Here is a 19,197-nt window from a genome sequence, read left to right on the forward strand (position 1 = left end):
GGCCCGTCCCCATTCCACATTCAGCATTCCCCATGACTTATCAAAAGCTCAGCATCTCGTTCATCGCCTGAGCGACCTGTTGCGGGCCGAGCAGCATATGGCTGATGCTGGCCGTCAGCATCAGCGCCGCCGCCAGCATCAGGCCCAGTGCCCGCGGGTTCGGGGCGACGCGCAGCCCGGCCAACTCGGTTCGCAACTCCGCCGAAAGCCGCTCCCAGCCTCCCATGTTCTGCTTGCCGCCGCTGGAAATCAGCGAGCAATGCCGCATGATCTCAAAGCATTCAATGTGGAGCGACACGCCCAGATTCGGCAGGGCCAAATTGTCGCCCGCCCACCGGGCATGCGGGTCGAGCCGCCGCGCCGCTTCCGCCAGGGCAGGCCGCAATTCCTCGCCACGGACGTTGTAAACCACCAGCCGCGGCCGGGCGATGAGCACCGTCAGCCACAGACAGAGCCAGTATAGGACGATGAGAAACAGCCAAATGAACCCGCCGTAAGCGCCGCTCGACGTCTCCGGTCGGAAGAGCTCGATTGGTCCTACGAGCACGAGACCCGACAACGCCGCCCCGAGGGCCGCCAGATCACACCCGCCGGTGGTCACAAACGGCCGCCGCCGGGCGTTCACCAGCCCCAGCAGAATGCAGTAGGCCGCGAGCGGCACCAGGGCGAGAGCCAGTCGAAAGGGGTCGGGGAGCATGTGGCGGCGAGCAGGGAGTGTCGTGGCGGCCTGAGCGGAAGCGTGCGCGCAGCGGTCCTCCGCTCGCAACGGGAGCGATTATCCCGCATCAGCCCCGAGAGCGATACGGGGCAATTCCAAGCCGCACGCGATTGACGGCAGGAATGCCTCGCTCACCCGGAGGGCACGCTGCCTCGCTGCCAGCCCTCGCCGCTCGCCATCCTCAGCTTCGTCCGCGACGAACCGCCGCGGCGCCCGCCATTCCCAGCAGCAGCAGCCCGCAGGTCGCCGGTTCAGGCACAAGCGAGGGCGCGAGCGTTTCGTCGGCGACGGTCGTGATTCCATTGACGAGAATAACGCGGGCCGAAAACGTTCCTCCTGGCGAGGACGGCATGTAAAAGTTTGCCAGAAAGAGCTTGCCGTCTGGCTCAGCTGCTGTGCTAATCGTCTTCCCCAACGGCCCGCCGGAAAAGGCTACTTTCGTTGCAATATTGACCGGAGAGAGGACCGTCCAACCTTTCCCAATCCCGGGATTGTCCGGGTCGTCTGGGTCGAAGTCCAACGCCCGGTTGCGGTAGGTGAACCGCTGTCCGGGCGGGCGAGGAATGCCAGTGGGAAGGGTGTTTACCGCTTCAAATATGGCTCCGCCGGTTGGCACTGCTTCGAAGGAAATTGCATTGAAATTTCCATTGAGAGCGCCGCCGTTCAAGTAAACAGTCCAGATGGTCTTTTCTGAGTTGTGCGTAAGGCTCAGGGGTTCCGCTCGGCTGCTCGCCGAACAGCAGCAGAATACTAGGCCAATTATTAGTTGCAGGTAACGGAGCATCGTTTTTCTTGATCCCATGGCATCGCCAATTTCTTAATCTCGTCAAACTCGCGACATCCGATGACGCTGCGCAACTACCGCGGCAAGTCCCGCAGTGACGAGCAGCGCCGCTGAACTCGGCTCCGGCACTTCCGGAAGCGGCGGCAGTTCGGTGAGTGGAATGAGTGGTAGGGAAAATCCTTGTGTGAAAACAGTATCCACGCCGTTCACCAGAGTGAGTTGTGCAGAGAAAGTAGTCCCTGGAATGAGGTAGAGGTTCGCAAGGAACAACTCACTGCGCGGCTCCGTCGCTGTGTTGATCTGCTTTCCCAGCGGACCGCCGGCGAAGGAGATTTCGCTCGCCGAGTTGATCGGAGAGAGAATCGTCCAGCCTTTCCCCACGCCGGGGGCTTCAGGGTCAAGCGGATCGAAATCCAAGGCCCGATTGCGGTATGTGAACGCTTGCCCGGCCTGTCGCGGCACGCCGGCCGTCAGGCCGGGATTCACATTAGCAAAAGCAGCACCTCCGTCGGGCTTGATTACAACGCTCATCCCGTTGAAGCCATCGTTCAGCGTGTCTCCTCGTAGGAACAACGAGATCGCTCGGCCGCCTTGGCTCTGGTAGGCGAACAACCCCGCCGCCTCAACGGCTTCGGAGGGGTGCAAAGCCCCAAGTATGGTGAGGGCGCAGGCAAAGATCGCACCTTTTTGTGCACTGACGAACCGTGTGTTCATAACGACTCTCGCAAGTGTTGTTGATTCTAAGCGACGCCATTGCCGCCGACCTACGCGAGGCGACGGCGAGTCGCGATCGCGGCGAGTCCAGCAGTGAAAAGTAACGCCGCTGAACTAGGCTCCGGCACCTCCGGAAGCGGCGGCAGTCCGCCGAGCGGGACGACAAGCGATTCCGTCAGAACAGTATTGCCGCCATTCACGAGAGTCAGCGTCGCGTTAAATCCGGAGACGTCATTCAGCTGCGCGAAATACAGATTGGCCAGAAACAGCTCCCCGCGCGGCTCTCCCGCCGTCGTGATTTTTTTGCCAAGCGGCCCCCCGCCGAACGAAACTTCAGTGGTGTTGATAACCGGACCCAGAATCGTCCATCCCTTCCCCAGGCCAGGGAAGTCGGCGTCGAATGGATCGAGTTCCAACGCGCGATTGCGATAGGTGAACGCTTGGCCTGCTGGCCGCGGTACGCCCGCTCCGAGACCGCTGTTGACGCGAGTAAACGCATTGCCTGTGGCTTTCAGAGACAACGCGTTGAAACCGTCGTTCAACGCGCCTCCCTTAACGAAAAGCGAGATGGACTGGCCGCCGTTGCTCTGGTAGCCAACCAGAGTCGCCGCCCTACTTGACGCACAGAAGCTCGCCGCCGCGAGAATGACGAACGTATACAACGCACCCATCGTCGTTGGCTGCGAGGAAGATTGAATTTGCATGTAGCGTTCCCTATGTTTTCTTGTTGTGGTTGAATTGGCTGAAGTCCGTTCCGTGGTTGTTCTTTCAAGGTCATCGGGTGCTTCGTATTTCGCCGCGAGCGCGGGGGCGTCTCGAAAGCCGGCTGTGCGCAACGAACCCGACGGAACCCAAAGCGAGAATCGTTAGCGAGGTCGGCTCCGGCAAATCAGGCGCCTCTGGTAGATCGATCAACGGTGCGACAAGTTGCTGGGAGTAAACAACAGCTCCTTCATTCATCAGGCTGATTTGTCCTTTGATTCCACTGATCTCCGGGAGCCGCAGATTGGCTAGGAACAATCTCCGGTCCGGCTCGCTTGTGGTGGAAATTTTCCCAGCCGACGGGCCTCCTTCAAACGAGACCTCGGTCGCAGAGTTGATTGGATTGAGGATCGTCCAACCCTTGCCAATTCCGGGATTGTCAGGGTCCGCCGGATCGAAGTCCAACGCGCGGTTGCGATAAGTGAATAACTGGCCGGCCGGTCTCGGCACTCCGGCGGATAGACCCGTGTTGAGGCTTTGGAAGGCCGGCGGGTAGCCTCTCGGTTTGATGCTAAACTTCACATAGTCAAAAACAGTGGTTTGCGCATCCAGGTACAAAGAGTACGTGCCATTTGCGTTTTTGCCGTAGGTCAAAACTGCTGCCCGTGATTCGGCCACGCAAAGCTGCAATGCTAGGGCCGCCGTAACGCACAGTAGTGCTTTCATCAGCGAAGACTCCGTCTAGAAGTTGGTAATGCTCTTCGAGGCAATGTTTTCTTGGCCGGCGCCGCCAGGCCCTCAGTTTCTACCGTTGTCCGGTGAAGCGCCGGACCGTAGTCGTTTGCGTGCAGCAAACGCCACGGGGGGGCGCCAGAGCGCAGAGGAAAAGCGTGCTAGGCTCCGGCACGGTGCTGTAGACCACAATGCCCTCGTCGTAGAGCGTGATGTCTATTTTGGCCGGCCCCATGCCTCCGCCTGGTGAAATCAATAAGTTCGCCAGGAACAGGCGCCCTTGAGGTTCGCTCGCGGTGGAGATCTTTCCATTGATCAGCCCGCCGAGAAATGAGACCTGACTCGATGTGGTGATCGGATTGGCGATCGTCCAGCCCTTGCCCAGTCCCGGGAGGTCTGGGTCGGCGGGGTCGAGATCAAGGAAACGACTGCGATAGGTGAACGGATTTCCCGGCGGCCGCGGAACCCCGGCAGTGAGGCCTTGATTCGGATTCAGAAAAGTCGAGCTTCCCAACGGTGTGGCGCGGAACTCGATCGCGTCGAAATTCCCATTCAAAGCTTCGCCCACCAGGTAGACCGAAACCGCGCTGTTATCGTGGGTTTGGTAGGTCAAATAGGCAGCGAATGAGCTGGAATTGGAAATCGCCAGCAGCGCTAATCCCGCGACTAAGTTAACGATTCTCACAGTAGCGTCTCCTGAGCCGTCGGCTCCACGCGATGACGAGACCGGCTGGGACCGCGGCGATCAATAGCGAACTTGGTTCAGGCACGGTCGAGAAGACCAGCGTGCGCTGGTTGTATAGCTGGAGTGCAGTCCTAAGGCTCCAGCATCGCTTCCCGCCGGCATGACGAAGTTCGCCAAGAACAGCCGTCCTAGCGGCTCGCCCGCGGTTGAAATCTTTCCGGTGAGCGGTCCGCCTTCAAACGAAACTTGTTGAGAAGCGTTGATCGGATTTAGAATCTGCCACCCCTTGCCGACTCCCGGATTATCTGGATCGTTGGGGTCGAAATCGAGTCGCCGATTGCGGTAAGTGAAAAGCGCGCCCGCGGGGCGAAGGATGCCAGAGGCAGTCTCAAACGCATTTTGCGCATTAAGGAACGACGAGCCCCCCATCGGTCTGGCGCGGAACTTCAGATAGTCGAAGTTACCATTGAGCGACTCGCCGTCTAAGTAGACCGAGATCGAGCCGTTCGGGTTGGTCTCGCGAGAAAGCGTCGTTGCCGACGCTTCGCCCCAGAAGGTCAGCAGCACTGCCAATGCAGTGATATGCATCAAACTCTTCACGACGCCCTCACTTCGTTCTGTTCCGCTGCCGAAGCTCTTGCCGGAAACTCGACTGAGCGGGCCGATTTTCGGTCGGTTCGTCGAGCTCCAGGGTGTTCCACGTCCCAGCATACAGAATCTGCGGTCAAACACCAACCAATTGATCCACAAAGTGCCTATTCCAGCGATGGATTGGCAGTCGCGCGCTCTTACGCGGCCGCTGTCCGCGAAGAGACTTAGGCGTCCGATAGGCTGGGGCGGCGATCGCCGAGCCGCGGCTCCGCCAGCCCGAAAGGCTGGTTTGATAGTAGCGCTACGCGCGGCATTGCTCGCCGGGTGAGCCATCGCCTTCTGTAACGCGGCAGGTCCGCAGGCGAGCCGTGCGCAACCCAGGCCTGAGGCGGTGCAGTTAGAGGAGCCGAGAGACGAGAATCAGGCGAGGCCGATCGCGATTTGCTCGCTGCGCATAAAAAAAGACCCCTTGAATCTTGCGATCCAAGGGGTCTTCGGTATCACCTACACGAGAAGCCGGGGGAGCCTCCCGTGAAAGTCGCTAAGCTAATCAACTAGGCCTTCCGGCGAGCAGCGGCGACAAGACCAATCAGGCCCATGCCGGCCAAGGCAAACGTGGCCGGTTCCGGAACCGGGAACTGCAACGATTGCGTGAAGACCGTGTCAACGCCATTCACCAGGGTGAGCTGGGCAGTGGCGGTCGTACCCGGGGTCAGGTTGAAGTTGGCCAAGAACAACCGGCCGTTCGGCTCGGCAGCAGTGCTGATGCTCTGACCGAGCGGACCACCGCTGAACGAGATTTCAGCGGCAGTGTTGATCGGCGACAAAACCGTCCAGCCCTTGCCGATGCCGGGGTTGTCCGGATCGGCCGGATCGAAATCCAAGGCGCGGTTGCGGTAAGTGAACAACGCACCTGCGGGACGCGGAACGCCAGCCGCCAAGCCGGTGTTGACCGTCTGGAACTGGGCGCTGCCATCAGGCTTGGCCACGAAGCTGACGCCGTTGAAGGCCGTCGATTGGCCATCAAGGTACAGCGAGTAGGTGTTGTTGGCGTTCTTCTCGTAGGTCATAACGGCGGCGTTAGCAGCCGACACGGTGAAGGCACAAGCGAGTGCCACCAAAGCGAAAATACTCTTCATATTGATTCTCTTTTGTAGATTGAACACTAGATAGAAAGTAAAGCTTTTTTGAGTACTACCTCAAAACTCTGCCCAATACTGCGGCATACCCTTATGCCGCGCCATCTATCATTAGCAAGAAACTCCTCTTGAGTCCGAATCTACGGATGTTACTTTCGCTTTGCGAAGGCGCCAAGACCCAGCAGGGCAACGCCCAGCATCGCAATGCTGGTCGGTTCCGGAACTGCCGAGATCGGGCGGGGCGGTACGATTGCCGAGTTGTAGTTCGACGACAGGGCGCCGAAGTCGTTGACGTTGACCGTGCCGTCCGAGTTGAAATCACCTTGATCCCAAGTCTTGACGCCCGGTTGCAGGTAGTTCGACGACAAACCACCGAAGTCGTTGACGTTGACCAAACCATCGCGGTTGACGTCACCCAACTTCAGGCCGTCGACGCCGACGCTGTCGCCACGGACGCTTACGGTGCCGACCGTGCCCACAAGAGCGGTACCGGTACCGTCGAATTCGTTCACCGAGACGCCAGCTCCGACCAACGTCGGGCGAGCACCGGTCCACGAACCCGAAGCAAGCAGGGCCGAGTTGTCCCAGAACACGGAGTTCGTGGGGAAGAGGTCGTCAGCAGCGACGTTGCCCGGGGTGCCGGCGCCTTTGCCAACATTCAGAATCTTCGCACCGGCGAAGTCGTCGCCGAGGGTGATCGTCGTCGAGGCGGCGGTACCCTGGAACTTAAAGACGCTCGTCGTGTTGTTGAAAACAGCCGCATTCGGGGTGATCGCGGCCAGCGGGGTGTCAATGCCCGTCACGCCGAGGTTGCCGCCGATCGTGAACGACGCACCGGCCAAGCCTTGAGCGCCGGTCGATTGGACCAACAGGTCCCAGCTGCCGCCACCGGTCGGGTTGGCAGGGTTCGTGTACCGAAGGTTAAGCTGGACGTTCACCGCGGCGAACGCCGGGCTTGCCGTTGCGCCAACCAAAGCTGCGCACAGAGCAAAAGCCAATCCACGTTTCATTTTCATTTCTCCAAGTCCCCGTCTCATGTAGGTGAATGATACCCGATCAAAAGCTGCGCTTGGTTGGGGGGCAATTTAGCGAGAATGCGACCGGATGGCCACACTGGTTGATGCGCGAACGCGTGTTGAAGAGGAATCAAGAAAAGAGAAGAAGCCCAAGGGCTACAAGTTGAGATCTTAGCTGGAGATCTCAAGCTTGAAAAGCGATGTCGGCCACAATGTGCCGGATCACCCTGGATGCGTCTTAAATTCTTGCTGCCCAATCAATCGCGGATATGCACACCATCGGCGTGACACAACTGCCGCCATTCCCTCCCCACTCTACCAAGGAAATATGGGCTTGCAACAGTTTTGCCGATCGGCGCGGTGAAAATTTTTGACTGAAGCCCGGGTAAAGCAGGCCCGCCGACGCTTAAGCCTTGCTGTAACGTCACTTGTGACGATGGGAAGATTTGGCGAAGGAGGGAGTTTTTTACGTGTTTCTGTTCCCCGCCAGTTGACACTTGCGCGGAACGGATAGCGGTTTGCGGAAAGCAGGTGCTTTTTTGATTCAATTGCGCGCAGGAAAGAACATTTTTCTTGTTTGCGCGCACCAAAACTCGCCTGCGTGACAATTTTGAAGGAATCGGGCCCTTCAGCCCGGCGTTGGTCGAGTTTTCTCGTGCCTTCTGCGATTAGATCCCCGCCTCGCGGCCGCGGTTGGCGTGGTGGCGAAGCGCCCAGGGCGCTATACTCGCCCAAATCGGGCACTTTCGGGCCTGGTCTGCCAGGCGAATCGCGAGCGGCGGGAAGCAAAGTTTCCGCGGCAGGCGGCGAACCGATCTCTGCGGAGCGGTTTCTTCCTATCGAGCCCGTCGCGAGCCGCTTGAGCGTCCTGCGGGCGTAGGCCGGCGACTCGGCGTCCGTTCACTGAACTCAACGCCCCTTCTTCGTGCGAAGGGGAGCTTCGATATCCTCTGGAATAGAATTAATAGACATGCTTATCGTGATTTTGCCGGATGGTAGCCGGCGAGAGTTCGACGACAGCGTTTCGGCGTACGACGTGGCGGCAGGAATTAGCGGCGGATTGGCCCGGGCGGCGATCGCGGCTGAGGTAGACGGGGAGTTGCGAGATCTCCACGCTCCGTTGGTCGCCAGTCCGCAGGCGGGCAAGACTCCAGAGGTGTCCGTCCGTCTGATTACCAAGAAAGATCCCGAAGCCCTCGGCATCATGCGGCATAGCGCCGCCCATGTGATGGCCCAGGCGGTGATGCGCCTGCACAAGGGCGTCGGACTCGCCTTCGGCCCCACCACCGCCACCGGCTTCTACTACGACTTCCAGCTCGAGAAGCCCCTCTCAGAAGAGGATTTCCCGGCGATCGAGGCCGAAATGGCGAAGATCGTCGCCGCCGACGACCGCTTCGAGCGGATGATCGTCCCGCGGTCGAAAGCGGTCGAAATGTGCCGCGAGATGGGCCAAAAGCTCAAAGTCGAACACATCGAAACAGGCCTCGCTGCTGAGGAAACCCTCTCGTTCTACCGCCAGGGCGAATTCCTCGACCTTTGCCGCGGCAAGCACATCCCCAGCACCGGTCACATCGGCAAGGCGTTCAAGCTCCTCAGCATCGCCGGGGCCTACTGGAAGGGGGACGCCTCGCGCGACCAACTCCAACGGCTCTACGCGACCGCCTACTTCGACAAGAAAGAGCTGACCGACTACCTCACCCAAATGGAGGAGGCCAAGCGTCGCGACCACCGTGTGCTCGGCAAACAGCTTGAACTCTTCACCATCAGCCAAACCGTCGGTTCGGGCTTGATTCTGTGGTTGCCGAAGGGCGCCGTCATTCGGCAGACCCTCGAAGATTACCTGAAGGGCGAGCTCCGCCGTCGCGGCTATGACGCGGTCTATACCCCGAACATCGGCAAGATCGAGCTCTACCAGATCTCCGGCCACTTCCCGTATTACAGCGATTCGCAATTCCCGCCGATCGATCTCAGCGAGCGGGAAGGGCAGAAGCCAGGCGAGGGGGAACGTTACCTCCTGAAGCCGATGAACTGCCCGCATCACATCATGATCTACAAGGCAAAGCCCCGTTCGTACCGCGACCTGCCGGTCCGGCTGGCGGAGTTCGGCACGGTCTACCGCTTCGAGCAATCGGGCGAACTAAACGGCATGACCCGCGTCCGCGGCTTCTGCCAGGACGACGCCCATATCTTCTGCACCGAAGAGCAGGTGGCCGATGAGTTCCGCGGCTGCCTCGAAATGACCCAAACCGTGCTGAAATCGCTCGGCATGAACAACTACCGGGTCCGGCTCGGCTTCCGCGACCCCAACGGCGACAAGTACGTCGGCAGCTCCGAGGTCTGGGATCGGGCCGAGGCGTCGCTCAAGGCGGTCTGCGAGTCGATGGATCTGCCCGACATGTCGATCGAAGCGGGCGAGGCGGCGTTCTACGGCCCGAAGGCCGACTTCGTGGTGACTGACTGCATCGGCCGTGAGTGGCAGCTCGGCACCGTCCAGCTCGACTACAACCTGCCGAGCAAAGAGCGGTTCGGCCTTGAGTACACCGGCGCCGACAACGCCCCGCATCAGCCGGTGATGATCCACCGGGCGCCGCTGGGGTCGATGGAGCGGTTCGTCGGCGTGCTGATCGAGCACTTTGCCGGGGCGTTCCCGTTGTGGCTGGCGCCGGAGCAGGCCCGCGTGGTGACCGTCAGCGAAAAGTCCGAGGAGTACGGCCGCTCGGTGGAGCGGAAGTTGAAGGAGGCGGGCTTCCGTGTCACCGGCGACTACCGCGGCAGCAAGCTGCAGGCGAAGATCCGCGAAGCCCAGCTGGGGCTGATTCCCTACATGATCGTGGTGGGCGAGAAGGACGCTGCCAACGGAACCGTTGCCCTGCGGGATCGCATCGGCGGCGACCTAGGCGCGTTCCCGCTGGCGGAGGCGATCGCCCGGCTACAGGCGGAGATCGACGCGAAGACTGTTCGACAGGTCGCCGACGCTGCGGCGCCGTCGCCGGTCGACCGCGGGGCAAAGAACGAGTATTGAGTCCCATAGCTCAGGCTAGTCGCTTCGCTCGCTCCGGCGGCTCGTTGAGCCGCGGCTTCCTGACAATTGCGAAAACGCCGGGAATTTTGGGGGATTGCGATTGCAGGCAGCCGTTTTTCGCGGGATATTTGACCGTTCGGCCCGGCGTGAACAATACTTGTCATGCGTATGGCCGTCGGCTGTCTGCTAACGGCCGTCAGCCAGTCATCTGCACGGCTACACAGCTCTTCTGGCCACGAGCCGGCAGCTGAAAGCCGTGAGCCTTTCTAACCCATTGGAGTAGTTAGCCATCGAACGCAAGCAGCAGCAACGGATCAACGAGATGATCCGCATTTCGCCGATTCGGGTCATCGACGCCGACGGCGCTCAGTTGGGAGTGATCACGCGGGACGAGGCGTTGGAAAAGGCGCGTTCGTCCGGACTCGATCTGGTCGAGGTGGCTCCGCTCGAGAAGCCGCCCGTTTGCCGCATCATGGACTTCGGCAAATTCAAGTACCAGCAAAAGAAGAAACAACACAAAGGCCACGTCCACCACAGCAAGAACAAAGAAATCCGCCTGCGGCCGAAAATCGGCGACCACGACTTCCTGACGAAGGCTGGTCACGCGCGGAAGTGGCTCGGCGAACGCGACAAGGTCGTCTGCTCGGTGATTTTCCGCGGCCGTGAAAACGCCCACGTCGACGAAGGCTTTAAGCTGGTCGCCAAGCTGACGGAGAATCTGGCCGACATCGCGAAGGTGGAGCAGAACCCGTCGATGATGGGCCGCCGCATCGTGGTGATCTACGCGCCGAAGTAGGCGGCCGTGAATTGCGGAGTTCGATCTAACGAATAGCCCGGAGCAAGCTTGCTCCGGGCTTTTTCATGCGCAAAGCGGAAGGGGTCGGGAGCCTTTTGCCACTGGAAGCTCGCCACAGTATTGAGAACCGCCAGTGGCAAAAGGCTCCCGACCTCATTGGCGCACCATTACGCCACGCGTCGCCCCACGAATCGCCACGCCATCAGCGCGAGCGAACCGACGCACAGCACCAGCAGTCCCCAGCGTAGGTACGTCGCTGCCGCCAGCGAAAGCCCCAGCCCCGTCGCCAGCGCCACATACCCCGCCACGCACAACGGGCACTTGGGAAAGAACGCCAGCAGTGTTCCCGGGACGAGCCAACCGGCCAGCTCAACGCCGCGTCCGAGCCACCGGTTCGCTCCGGCCACGCGGGGCAGGGGAGAGCTTTGTTGCTCTTCATCGCCGCCGCTTCGGCAGCAATATGCACGCGTTTCAGTGGGCAAAGAGTGCATCGCTGCCTCCTCCTGCGCGGAAACGGACAAGCTCACTTGCAGCAGCAAGACCCCTTCGGCGGCGCGTAAGCCGCCAGCGGGTCGACCAGGTAGTTGTTCTCGTACCGGTCGTGGTGCCGCACCCACGACATCGAGTGGGCCAGCCCGTCCTCGTTCCGCCCGAGCGGGGCGATGTCGAGGTAGTTGTACGCCCCCACGAGCATGTCGAGGCCGCGGGCGTAGCTCGAATAGGCGTGGTAGATCGACCCGTCCGGATCGCGGAAAAACGCGCTGATCCCCGGCAACTCTTCCGTCGGCGTGCCCCCCATCTCCGCGTAGTTGTAAGTGAGATCGCCCTGCTCGATCTCCTCCGGCTTGAAGGAGACGTGGAAGTCAAAGTTAAAGTCGCTACCCGCCGAGGAAACCCAGTGGAACTTCCAACCCATCCGCCGCTGGAACGCCTCGATCTCCGGCCAAGGCGCGCGCGAGACGGCGCCGAGCGTGATGTCGCGGGCGTTCAGATGCGGCATCATCCCTGCGAAATGGTCTGAAATGTACGAACAGCTGGGGCACCCCTCCGCCCAGCCGGGGCCGAGCATGAAGTGGTAGATCAGCAGCTGCCGCCGCCCCGCGAACAAATCGCCGAGCGACTCTTGCCCCGTCGGGCCGTTGAACAAGTAGGTCTTTTCGACCCGCTCCCAAGGCAACTCCAGCCGACGGCGATTGAGCTCGTCGCGCTGACGAGTAAACGCCTTTTCCTCGGCAAGCAGCGCTTTGCGAGCGGCTAGCCACTCGGCAGACGAAACAACGGCATGGGCAGGCATCGCAATGTCTCTCAATAACAAAGGGTCGAGCAGTAGTAATCAGCCTCCCTAGCCCGGAGCAAGCTTGCTCCGGGCTAAGTCGGGCGATGCGACGTTCGAGCAAGCTCACGACTTCTTCGTGAACTCAATGCTCATCATCTTGAACTCCTTGCCCGACTTCGGGTCGGTGCCAAACATCTCCAGCGTCTTTTCCGTCGCGCTCGTGTTCGTCTCGACTTGGCGAATGTTCACCGGCTTCTGCTCGCGCGGGCAGTTGACGACATACTCCCAATTGATCGTCTTGCCGTCCTGGGTCAGCTCCCCTTCGCCCTGCATGATGCCAGTCGAGTGGTTGTCGATCATCGACGCGACGTACTTCTGCGAGACGTTGTCGAACCCGAACAGCGCCTCGCCGACGAACGGCCCCATGCCTGGCATGTCGCCGCTCATTTCGCACTTCACGTACCGGCCGTCGAGAACCGGCGTGTAGACCGAGGTGAGTTCGCTCGTCACCGGCGGCAGGCCGGGGGCCATCCAAAACGTCCCCTTGCCGGTCCATGTGCCGACGTCCTGCTTCAGTCGTTCGTGCGGTTTGCCAGGCGTCGCCGCTGCGATGCAGCGTTGCATTTCCTCGGCCGTCCAACCGGGGGGCAGCGGAATCGCGGCAGCGTCGGGCTTCTTGGCATCGGCGGCGTACGCGACGGCGGTCACGGCGAGGAGGCCAAAACTGGCGAGAGTAAGAGACTTGAGTTTCATCGGAACCTCCAGGAGTAGGCCGGCAAGTTGGCTACACAACGCATGGCTTGCTCGCCGGCAGTTGGTGAATTGATTTGCAGCCCCGGGCTCTGCTCGGGGGTAGGCTTCCATTCCGAATGGCGTCGTCTTACGTCCTGCAACCCCTTGGCGGAGCCAGGGGCTGGAAATAGTTAGGAGAGCTGCAGGGACTTCCTCCTCGCTCAACTTCACGCAGAAGTTTGGATACAGGCGGATCGCTAGCGCAAACGCCCTCAGGCAGCGTTTTTTTTGAGCAGTGCAGTGGGGAGCCTCCCCAGCGAGCCCCTCTCTTCATGTGAGGGGGAACAGCACACAATCAACTCAACAAGTCAACGTATCGAGATGCTCCGCCAAACGATCCAGCGACTCGGCGGCCCCGACGTCCATGCCAGAGTTCAAATGTCCGTCGCGTGATTCCTTCGATAAATGGAGCGTCCGCTCCGTCACCGTCGTGATCCCGTCGCGCTCCGCAAACGTGACGGTGATCTCCGCCGGCGCCTGCGGGAAGGGATCGTAAATGAACGAGTGAATCAGCCGTTCAGGCCGCATGATCTCTTTGTAAACGCCGCGGAAGCCGCACTCCGAACCGTCGGGCATCCGCAACGTGTAGCGGTAAGCTCCCCCCGGCCGCAGATCGACCTCGCAGACATCCATCTGCGCGGTGCGGCAACCCCACCATTGGCGCACATGCTCCGGCAGCGTCCAGCAATCGAAGACCAATTCCCGCGGCGCGTCGAACGCCCGCGTGATGACGATCTCCAAATCGCTGGGCGTCGTCAGCTTGAAGCTGGGGTGAGATTTGACGGGCATGGGACTGCCTTCGGATGGTGGCCGGTAGGGGGGCGGGAGCCTTTTGCCACTAGCGAGCGTCAGCTCAATGGAGAGCCTCTAGTGGCAAAAGGCTCCCGACCCCGTTGATGCGTGCAACACAACTAAACGCCAACCTTCGCTTGCGACTCCGCCAGCTGCTTCATGTTCGCGAGCCCTTCCTCAAACTGCCCGCCGCACAGCTTTTCCATGTTCATCACCAGCCCGATCGCCTTCGTCATGAAGTTGTAGTTCCCCTCCATCGACCAAGTGACTTCCGTCTCGTCGCCGATCTTCTTGAAGACAAAGTCGGCGCTGTTGGTCGCGACGAACGGCTTGAAGAATTCGAGCTTGAGATCAACTCGCTCGTGCGGCTGGCTGCCGACGATCGTCATCCGCCCCTCGCCGACGTTGCCGTTCCCTTTCCAGGCGTACGTCGCGCCGACGCCCGCCTCAGGGCCGTCGTAAATTCGCTCCAAGTTCGGATCGAGCTTTTCCCATGGCGACCACCCGTGCCACTTCCGCAGGTTGTTCACCAGATCGAACAACACCGCCGGCGGCGCTTTCATGCGTGCCGATCGCACATAGCGGAACCGCGACGGTCGCGTGACGATGGCGATGAAGAGCAGAACCAAGACGACGGCGACGCCGATGAGGATTTTGGTGAGCATGGGAGTGGGAGTGTGTTGGGTGAGTGAGTGTTTATGTGAGTAGGTCACGTGGAAGGGGTCGGGGGCCCTTTTGCCACTAGCGGTCGTCAACGCAATGGAAAGCTGCCAGTGGCAAAAGGTCCCCGACCCCCTATTGCTACAACTTCGCCGCAGGCACCCCTTCTAGCGGCCGCAGCTCGCGAATCTCCACCGTCCCATGCCGCGCCCCAGGATGCCGAGCCGCAATCTCCGCCGCCTCTTCCACCGACTCTGCCTCGATGATGTAAAACCCGCCCAGCACCTCGCGGCTTTCGGCGTACGGCCCGGCGGTGACGGTCGTCTTCCCGTCGCGTACCCGCACGAGCGTCGCCGATCGCGCCGGCTGCAGCGGCGTCGCGAATAGGTATTTCCCCTGCCGGTCGAGGTCGTGGCACAACGCCGTCGCTTCCTTCATCGCCGCCAAATGCTTCTCAGCGCCGGCCCCTTCCCAATACTGTTCGTCGTCGAAACTAACGAGCATAAAACGCATCGTGTTGACTCCTATCTCAGGGCGGCCGTCGAGTTGTGGCCGCGATTCATGAACGCTTACTTCGGCAGCCCGTCGATCTCGACGATCGGCCGCACTTCAACGGTCCCCTTTCGAGCCCCCGGAATTCGCCCCGCGATTGCAATCGCTTCGTCGAGATTCGCCGCGTCAACGAGGAAGTAACCGCCGAGCTGCTCACGCGTCTCGGCAAACGGCCCGTCCGTAACGAGCCGCTTCCCATCGCGCACCCGCACGCTCGTCGCCGTGGTCACCGAATGAAGCGGCGACGCAGCAAGGAACTTGCCATCCTCCGCGAGCGCTCGGCACAACGCGGCCGATTCGCCAAAACATTCCTTCCGCTCCGTTTCCGTCCAAGCCTCTTCGGCGCCGTAAATCAAAAGCATGTATTTCATGGAAGCATCTCCAGTACCGTTCGCGTGTATCCCTAGCCCCGGGCTCTGCCCAGGGATGACGTCGCCCTGACGCACAGCCCCGCGTACTGCGAACCTACCCCCGGGCAAAGCCCGGGGCTGTTACGCCTGCCACATGCGCCGCCAGTCGATCAAAATTCTGCTCATTCGCTTGCTCGATGAACTCGCGCAGCTTCTCGCTCTCCGGCGACGCTTCAAGCTTCATCAGCCACGTCAGTTCCGTTTGCTCGCCCACCGCCTGGTACGTCATCGTCATCCGGTACCAGTGCATCGGCCCCAGGTGATCGAAGACAATCCGCGTCGGCTTCACGAACTCGACGATCTGCGACTCATTCGCAAAGTCGGCGCCATTCGGGGCGTGCATCGTGATCCGCCACGCCCCGCCGGGTCGAAAGTCGAACTCCTCGATCGTGTTCGTAAACCCCGCCGGCCCCCACCACTTGGCGAGTTGTTCGGGATCGCTGAACGCCTCGAACAATTGCGTCGGCGTCGCATCGAACAACCGCACGTTGACGATGTCGATCGTCGCCCGTCCGGCGGTTCCATCGGTTGCGTTGGCTGAGTGTGCGGTCATCGCTTGCTGCCCTGCTTCTCGGTCTTCATGAGTTAGTCGAGCGGGAACGCCCCGTTTCGACTGGCCCTGCAAACTTTCTCAGAATCTTTTCGCCGCCGTCGACTCGCCCGGCTGTTCGCGACGTTGCCGCCGGCCGAACCTCGACGCTCCCGCCCCGCTGCACGACGGGGTGGCGAGCCATGAGCTGAATCGCATGATTCATATCACTTGCCTCGATCACCAACATCCCCCGCAGCGTCGTCCGGCCGCCGACGATCAGGCAGCCCGGCTCGACCGCCGTCCCGCCATGCCGAATCCGCAGCGTCGCGGCGTTCTCCTCGCAGTCGAGCGCCTCGCATGCAACGACATGCCCCGCCTCGGCGAGCAGTTCCGCATATGCCCGGCACTCATCGCGAAACGACTCCCGCTCCGTAAGCGGCAGCGACTCCCACGCCGGAGCATCCACGTATCCGAGGCAAACGTATCTCATCGCCGTTAGATCGTTTCTTCTCGCAAGCCGCGTCGACGTGCCGTGTTGTCCCTAGCCCCGGGCTCCGCCCGGGGGTGAGTCTGAAGTAAGCGGCGTCATGCGTAAGGTAACGCGACCCCCGGGCGGAGCCCGGGGCTAAAAATGCATCCGCTACTTCTTCGCAATCTCCGCCGTCAACCGTTCTTCCTGCGCCCGCAGCTCCGGCGTCACCGCATCGCCAAAATCTTCCATCGTGAAGACCTGCCGAATCTCCAATTGCGATTCATGCCCCGTCGGGTTCGGGCACTTCTGCGCCCAATCGATCGCTTCCTGCAACGACTTGCATTCCCAAATCCAGAAACCGGCGACCAGTTCCTTCGTCTCGGCGAACGGCCCATCGACGACCGTCCGGTTCTTGCCCGAGAAGACGATACGAGCGCCCCGCGAGCTCGGGTGCAGCCCCTCGCCCGCCCGCATGATGCCCGCGTTCACGAGCTGTTCGTTGTAAGCGCCCATCTCGGTGAGCTGCGCTTCGGTCGGCATCACGCCAGCCTCGGTTTCGGCTGACGCCTTTACGAAGACGATGAATTTCATGACTTGAGACTCCGCTATATGTTGATGAGTTGAATTCCTAGCCCCGGGCTCTGCCCGGGGGTGAGTTTCCATGCCGCGACGCGTTGCCTAACGTCGCACGACCCCCCGGGCGGAGCCCGGGATTAGAGTGCCGCACTAACCTTCTTGCGGCTGCACAAAATTCGGATCCATCCAAAACGGCCCCCACATGTGACCGTCGAGATCCTCAAACCCCCACTCGTACATGAACCCGTGGTCGGTCGACGATTCCTGCGGCGTCCCCCCGGCGGCCCCGGCGGCGTGCACCAACGCGTCGACCACTTCGCGGCTGTCAACCGACACTGCAATCAGCGCGCCGACCGTCTGCTTCGTGTCGGCCGTCTTCTTCGTCGTAAACGTTTCGAAGAACGGGATCGAGAGCAGCATCGCGTAGCTGTGTTCGCCCAGCACGACGCAGGCTCCTTTGTCGTTGCTAAACTGCTCGTTGATCGCAAAGCCCAGGCTCTTGTAAAAGGCGACCGAGCGATCGAGATCCTGCACCGGCAGGTTGATGAACATGCTCGAAACGGTTGGTTTCACGGCAGCGGTCATGGTCGTATCTCCAGAATTAGTCGGTTGTTCGCTGAGGATAACCCGCCGGCGGAAGGCCTGCCGTGGCGGGAAGCATGTGGCGCCCGTTGGCTGCTGACATGAGGTAGTCGCTCGGGAATGGGCCGAATCGACAACGGCTTAGAAAAATCTTTCTTCACCACGACGCCACAACGAGAAAAGGCTTGGATGGTGACGACTTAAAGCCTTTAGCTCTCAGCATTTCGTCGTGCCCGTCGTGCCCGTCGTGCCGTGGTGGTTCAATTCCTGCCCGGCAAAACCTAAGCCAACTCCCGCAGCCGCCCCTCCAAAAACCGCCGCTCCGGCTCCTGCCGAGTTAGCGCCAGCGCCTGCTCGTACGACCGGCGGGCATCATCGCTCCGCCCCAGCCGCCGGCAGAAATCGGCCCGCACGCTGTGGGCCAAATGGTAATCCGCCAAATCGCCCCGCGTGAGAATCGCGTCGACCAAATCGAGCCCCGCCCCCGGTCCATCCCGCATCGCCACGGCGACGGCCCGGTTCAGCTCTACCACCGGCGTCGGCACAGCCCGCAGCAGCACGTCGTAAATTGCCACGATTTGCGGCCAATCGGTCGCCGCCGCTTCGCGGGCATCGGCATGAATCGCCGATATCGCCGCCTGCAGCGTGTACGGCCCGACCTCCTGCGATGCGAGCGCCCGCTCCACCAGCGACTGCCCCTCGGCGATCAGCGCCCGATCCCACAGCCCGCGATCTTGGGCGTCGAGCAAAATGAGCTCGCCGTTCGCATCAGCACGGGCCGCCCGCCGCGATTCATGCAGCACCATCAGCGCAAGCAAGCCGAGCGATTCCGCCTCCGGCAGCAGCTCCACCAGCAGCCGGCCCAGCCGGATCGCCTCGCCCGAAAGATCGCCCCGCGTCACCGAATCGCCCGACGACGCGGCATACCCTTCGTTGAACACTAAATAAACGACTTGCAACACCGATTCAAGCCGATCGGGCAAATCCTCGCGCGACGGAATCTGGTACGGAATCTTCGCATCGCGGATTTTCGATTTCGCCCGCACGATCCGCTGCGCCAGCGTCGACGGCGCCACGAGAAACGCGCTGGCAATCTCTTCGGTCGTCAGCCCACAAACCTCGCGAAGCGTCAGCGCCGTTTGCGCCTCGGGCGGCAGGGCAGGGTGGCAGCACGTGAAAATCAGCCGCAGCCGATCGTCCTCGACCCCCGCCTCCTCGGCGAGTTCCGCCGGCCCGCCGGCCGTGTCATTGCGATCGACCAGGTCTCCCAACGACGCATCGAACCGAGCCCGCCGCCGAATCGCATCAATCGCCTTGAACCGCCCCGCCGAAACGAGCCACGCCCGCGGATTCGCCGGCACCCCCTCCGTCGGCCACTGCTTCACCGCCGAAGCGAACGCCTCGTGCAGCGCCTCCTCAGCCAAATCAAAATCGCCAAGCAGCCGAATGAGCGTCGCAAAGACGCGCCGCGACTCGGTGCGATAAATCGCATCGACGGCGTCACGTACGGCAGATTCTGACGAAGCAGTGGACATGATCGACGTGTAAGCGAGTCAGTTGTCAGTGGTCCGTTGTCAGTTGCGAAAGAGTGTGAATCGATTTTTAGCCCCCGGTTCTTCAAACCGGGGGCAAGTCTCCATGCCGCGACGCGTCG

General features: G+C 61.2%; 25 protein-coding genes. 2 read left to right on the forward strand and 23 right to left on the reverse strand.

Features of this window, described 5'->3' with window-relative positions; genetic code table 11:
• Window positions 1-40: 40 nt before the first annotated feature.
• The 11 genes from ACQY7R_RS25620 to ACQY7R_RS25670 all read right to left on the reverse strand — a co-directional run bounded on the left by ACQY7R_RS25620 (window position 41) and on the right by ACQY7R_RS25670 (window position 7,668).
• On the reverse strand, window positions 41-697 hold the full coding sequence (locus ACQY7R_RS25620) for a hypothetical protein (RefSeq protein WP_428308384.1): 657 nt from the start codon (window positions 695-697) through the stop codon (window positions 41-43).
• 202 nt (window positions 698-899) lie between these two features.
• Window positions 900-1,070, reverse strand: coding sequence for a PEP-CTERM sorting domain-containing protein (locus ACQY7R_RS25625; RefSeq protein WP_428308385.1), 171 nt, complete (start codon window positions 1,068-1,070; stop codon window positions 900-902).
• Between the two features lie 474 nt (window positions 1,071-1,544).
• Window positions 1,545-2,216 carry a PEP-CTERM sorting domain-containing protein gene (locus tag ACQY7R_RS25630; protein ID WP_428308386.1) on the reverse strand — a complete coding sequence of 224 codons (672 nt, stop codon included), beginning with the start codon at window positions 2,214-2,216 and terminating at the stop codon, window positions 1,545-1,547.
• Between the two features lie 50 nt (window positions 2,217-2,266).
• Entirely contained in the window at window positions 2,267-2,920 is a 654-nt protein-coding gene (locus ACQY7R_RS25635; protein WP_428308387.1) for a PEP-CTERM sorting domain-containing protein, read from the reverse strand.
• 70 nt (window positions 2,921-2,990) lie between these two features.
• Window positions 2,991-3,644, reverse strand: a complete 654-nt coding sequence (locus ACQY7R_RS25640; protein ID WP_428308388.1) for a hypothetical protein — start codon at window positions 3,642-3,644, stop codon at window positions 2,991-2,993.
• 79 nt (window positions 3,645-3,723) lie between these two features.
• Entirely contained in the window at window positions 3,724-4,335 is a 612-nt protein-coding gene (locus ACQY7R_RS25645; RefSeq protein ID WP_428308389.1) for a hypothetical protein, read from the reverse strand.
• Complete coding sequence (locus tag ACQY7R_RS25650; protein ID WP_428308390.1) at window positions 4,322-4,420, reverse strand: hypothetical protein; 99 nt, start codon at window positions 4,418-4,420, stop codon at window positions 4,322-4,324. Before ACQY7R_RS25650 ends, ACQY7R_RS25645 begins: the two co-directional genes overlap by 14 nt.
• A complete protein-coding gene (locus ACQY7R_RS25655; protein ID WP_428308391.1) occupies window positions 4,396-4,923 on the reverse strand; it encodes a hypothetical protein in 528 nt (175 codons plus the stop codon). The genes ACQY7R_RS25650 and ACQY7R_RS25655 overlap by 25 nt, the downstream gene beginning before the upstream one ends.
• A gap of 557 nt (window positions 4,924-5,480) precedes the next feature.
• Entirely contained in the window at window positions 5,481-6,065 is a 585-nt protein-coding gene (locus tag ACQY7R_RS25660) for a PEP-CTERM sorting domain-containing protein (protein ID WP_428308392.1), read from the reverse strand.
• 149 nt (window positions 6,066-6,214) lie between these two features.
• On the reverse strand, window positions 6,215-7,075 hold the full coding sequence (locus ACQY7R_RS25665) for a PEP-CTERM sorting domain-containing protein (RefSeq protein ID WP_428308393.1): 861 nt from the start codon (window positions 7,073-7,075) through the stop codon (window positions 6,215-6,217).
• A 263-nt stretch (window positions 7,076-7,338) separates the two neighbouring features.
• Window positions 7,339-7,668, reverse strand: coding sequence for a hypothetical protein (locus tag ACQY7R_RS25670; RefSeq protein WP_428308394.1), 330 nt, complete (start codon window positions 7,666-7,668; stop codon window positions 7,339-7,341).
• A 383-nt stretch (window positions 7,669-8,051) separates the two neighbouring features.
• Between ACQY7R_RS25670 and thrS the strand changes: the two genes are divergently transcribed.
• Together thrS and infC are read left to right on the forward strand one after the other, a co-directional pair.
• Window positions 8,052-10,103, forward strand: coding sequence for a threonine--tRNA ligase (thrS, locus tag ACQY7R_RS25675; RefSeq protein WP_428308395.1), 2,052 nt, complete (start codon window positions 8,052-8,054; stop codon window positions 10,101-10,103).
• 289 nt (window positions 10,104-10,392) lie between these two features.
• Entirely contained in the window at window positions 10,393-10,899 is a 507-nt protein-coding gene (gene infC, locus ACQY7R_RS25680; protein WP_428308918.1) for a translation initiation factor IF-3, read from the forward strand.
• A 167-nt stretch (window positions 10,900-11,066) separates the two neighbouring features.
• Here the strand turns inward: infC and ACQY7R_RS25685 are convergent, their stop codons facing one another.
• The 12 genes from ACQY7R_RS25685 to ACQY7R_RS25740 form a co-directional block, all read right to left on the reverse strand.
• Window positions 11,067-11,390, reverse strand: coding sequence for a hypothetical protein (locus ACQY7R_RS25685; RefSeq protein WP_428308396.1), 324 nt, complete (start codon window positions 11,388-11,390; stop codon window positions 11,067-11,069).
• Window positions 11,391-11,422: 32 nt separating this feature from the next.
• Window positions 11,423-12,193 (reverse strand): DUF899 domain-containing protein, encoded by a 771-nt coding sequence (locus tag ACQY7R_RS25690; protein ID WP_428308397.1) that lies wholly within the window; start codon window positions 12,191-12,193, stop codon window positions 11,423-11,425.
• A 105-nt stretch (window positions 12,194-12,298) separates the two neighbouring features.
• Window positions 12,299-12,928 (reverse strand): DUF1579 domain-containing protein, encoded by a 630-nt coding sequence (locus ACQY7R_RS25695; protein ID WP_428308398.1) that lies wholly within the window; start codon window positions 12,926-12,928, stop codon window positions 12,299-12,301.
• 339 nt (window positions 12,929-13,267) lie between these two features.
• Entirely contained in the window at window positions 13,268-13,756 is a 489-nt protein-coding gene (locus ACQY7R_RS25700; RefSeq protein WP_428308399.1) for an SRPBCC family protein, read from the reverse strand.
• A 122-nt stretch (window positions 13,757-13,878) separates the two neighbouring features.
• Complete coding sequence (locus tag ACQY7R_RS25705; RefSeq protein WP_428308400.1) at window positions 13,879-14,424, reverse strand: SRPBCC family protein; 546 nt, start codon at window positions 14,422-14,424, stop codon at window positions 13,879-13,881.
• Between the two features lie 136 nt (window positions 14,425-14,560).
• The gene (locus ACQY7R_RS25710) at window positions 14,561-14,932 is read right to left on the reverse strand and encodes a YciI family protein (RefSeq protein ID WP_428308401.1); all 372 of its coding nucleotides are present in this window, start codon (window positions 14,930-14,932) and stop codon (window positions 14,561-14,563) included.
• 56 nt (window positions 14,933-14,988) lie between these two features.
• On the reverse strand, window positions 14,989-15,342 hold the full coding sequence (locus ACQY7R_RS25715; RefSeq protein ID WP_428308402.1) for a YciI family protein: 354 nt from the start codon (window positions 15,340-15,342) through the stop codon (window positions 14,989-14,991).
• Between the two features lie 94 nt (window positions 15,343-15,436).
• On the reverse strand, window positions 15,437-15,934 hold the full coding sequence (locus ACQY7R_RS25720; RefSeq protein WP_428308403.1) for an SRPBCC family protein: 498 nt from the start codon (window positions 15,932-15,934) through the stop codon (window positions 15,437-15,439).
• Between the two features lie 25 nt (window positions 15,935-15,959).
• Window positions 15,960-16,403, reverse strand: coding sequence for a YciI family protein (locus tag ACQY7R_RS25725; RefSeq protein WP_428308404.1), 444 nt, complete (start codon window positions 16,401-16,403; stop codon window positions 15,960-15,962).
• Between the two features lie 150 nt (window positions 16,404-16,553).
• Window positions 16,554-16,976 carry a YciI family protein gene (locus ACQY7R_RS25730; RefSeq protein ID WP_428308405.1) on the reverse strand — a complete coding sequence of 141 codons (423 nt, stop codon included), beginning with the start codon at window positions 16,974-16,976 and terminating at the stop codon, window positions 16,554-16,556.
• A 135-nt stretch (window positions 16,977-17,111) separates the two neighbouring features.
• Window positions 17,112-17,546 carry a VOC family protein gene (locus ACQY7R_RS25735; RefSeq protein ID WP_428308406.1) on the reverse strand — a complete coding sequence of 145 codons (435 nt, stop codon included), beginning with the start codon at window positions 17,544-17,546 and terminating at the stop codon, window positions 17,112-17,114.
• Window positions 17,547-17,824: 278 nt separating this feature from the next.
• Window positions 17,825-19,078 carry an RNA polymerase sigma factor gene (locus tag ACQY7R_RS25740; protein ID WP_428308407.1) on the reverse strand — a complete coding sequence of 418 codons (1,254 nt, stop codon included), beginning with the start codon at window positions 19,076-19,078 and terminating at the stop codon, window positions 17,825-17,827.
• Window positions 19,079-19,197 lie beyond the last annotated feature (119 nt).

This window comes from Lacipirellula sp., from assembly GCF_965279485.1.
Classification (GTDB): Bacteria; Planctomycetota; Planctomycetia; order Pirellulales; family Lacipirellulaceae; genus Lacipirellula.

Coding starts and splice junctions, on each gene's coding strand:
- ACQY7R_RS25620 (WP_428308384.1), bottom strand. CDS start 697: ATGCTCCCCGACCCCTTTCGACTGGCTCTCGCCCTGGTGCCGCTCGCG.
- ACQY7R_RS25625 (WP_428308385.1), bottom strand. CDS start 1,070: ATGCCGTCCTCGCCAGGAGGAACGTTTTCGGCCCGCGTTATTCTCGTC.
- ACQY7R_RS25630 (WP_428308386.1), bottom strand. CDS start 2,216: ATGAACACACGGTTCGTCAGTGCACAAAAAGGTGCGATCTTTGCCTGC.
- ACQY7R_RS25635 (WP_428308387.1), bottom strand. CDS start 2,920: ATGCAAATTCAATCTTCCTCGCAGCCAACGACGATGGGTGCGTTGTAT.
- ACQY7R_RS25640 (WP_428308388.1), bottom strand. CDS start 3,644: ATGAAAGCACTACTGTGCGTTACGGCGGCCCTAGCATTGCAGCTTTGC.
- ACQY7R_RS25655 (WP_428308391.1), bottom strand. CDS start 4,923: ATGCATATCACTGCATTGGCAGTGCTGCTGACCTTCTGGGGCGAAGCG.
- ACQY7R_RS25660 (WP_428308392.1), bottom strand. CDS start 6,065: ATGAAGAGTATTTTCGCTTTGGTGGCACTCGCTTGTGCCTTCACCGTG.
- ACQY7R_RS25665 (WP_428308393.1), bottom strand. CDS start 7,075: ATGAAACGTGGATTGGCTTTTGCTCTGTGCGCAGCTTTGGTTGGCGCA.
- thrS (WP_428308395.1), top strand. CDS start 8,052: ATGCTTATCGTGATTTTGCCGGATGGTAGCCGGCGAGAGTTCGACGAC.
- ACQY7R_RS25685 (WP_428308396.1), bottom strand. CDS start 11,390: ATGCACTCTTTGCCCACTGAAACGCGTGCATATTGCTGCCGAAGCGGC.
- ACQY7R_RS25690 (WP_428308397.1), bottom strand. CDS start 12,193: ATGCCTGCCCATGCCGTTGTTTCGTCTGCCGAGTGGCTAGCCGCTCGC.
- ACQY7R_RS25695 (WP_428308398.1), bottom strand. CDS start 12,928: ATGAAACTCAAGTCTCTTACTCTCGCCAGTTTTGGCCTCCTCGCCGTG.
- ACQY7R_RS25700 (WP_428308399.1), bottom strand. CDS start 13,756: ATGCCCGTCAAATCTCACCCCAGCTTCAAGCTGACGACGCCCAGCGAT.
- ACQY7R_RS25705 (WP_428308400.1), bottom strand. CDS start 14,424: ATGCTCACCAAAATCCTCATCGGCGTCGCCGTCGTCTTGGTTCTGCTC.
- ACQY7R_RS25710 (WP_428308401.1), bottom strand. CDS start 14,932: ATGCGTTTTATGCTCGTTAGTTTCGACGACGAACAGTATTGGGAAGGG.
- ACQY7R_RS25715 (WP_428308402.1), bottom strand. CDS start 15,342: ATGAAATACATGCTTTTGATTTACGGCGCCGAAGAGGCTTGGACGGAA.
- ACQY7R_RS25720 (WP_428308403.1), bottom strand. CDS start 15,934: ATGACCGCACACTCAGCCAACGCAACCGATGGAACCGCCGGACGGGCG.
- ACQY7R_RS25725 (WP_428308404.1), bottom strand. CDS start 16,403: ATGAGATACGTTTGCCTCGGATACGTGGATGCTCCGGCGTGGGAGTCG.
- ACQY7R_RS25730 (WP_428308405.1), bottom strand. CDS start 16,976: ATGAAATTCATCGTCTTCGTAAAGGCGTCAGCCGAAACCGAGGCTGGC.
- ACQY7R_RS25735 (WP_428308406.1), bottom strand. CDS start 17,546: ATGACCGCTGCCGTGAAACCAACCGTTTCGAGCATGTTCATCAACCTG.
- ACQY7R_RS25740 (WP_428308407.1), bottom strand. CDS start 19,078: ATGTCCACTGCTTCGTCAGAATCTGCCGTACGTGACGCCGTCGATGCG.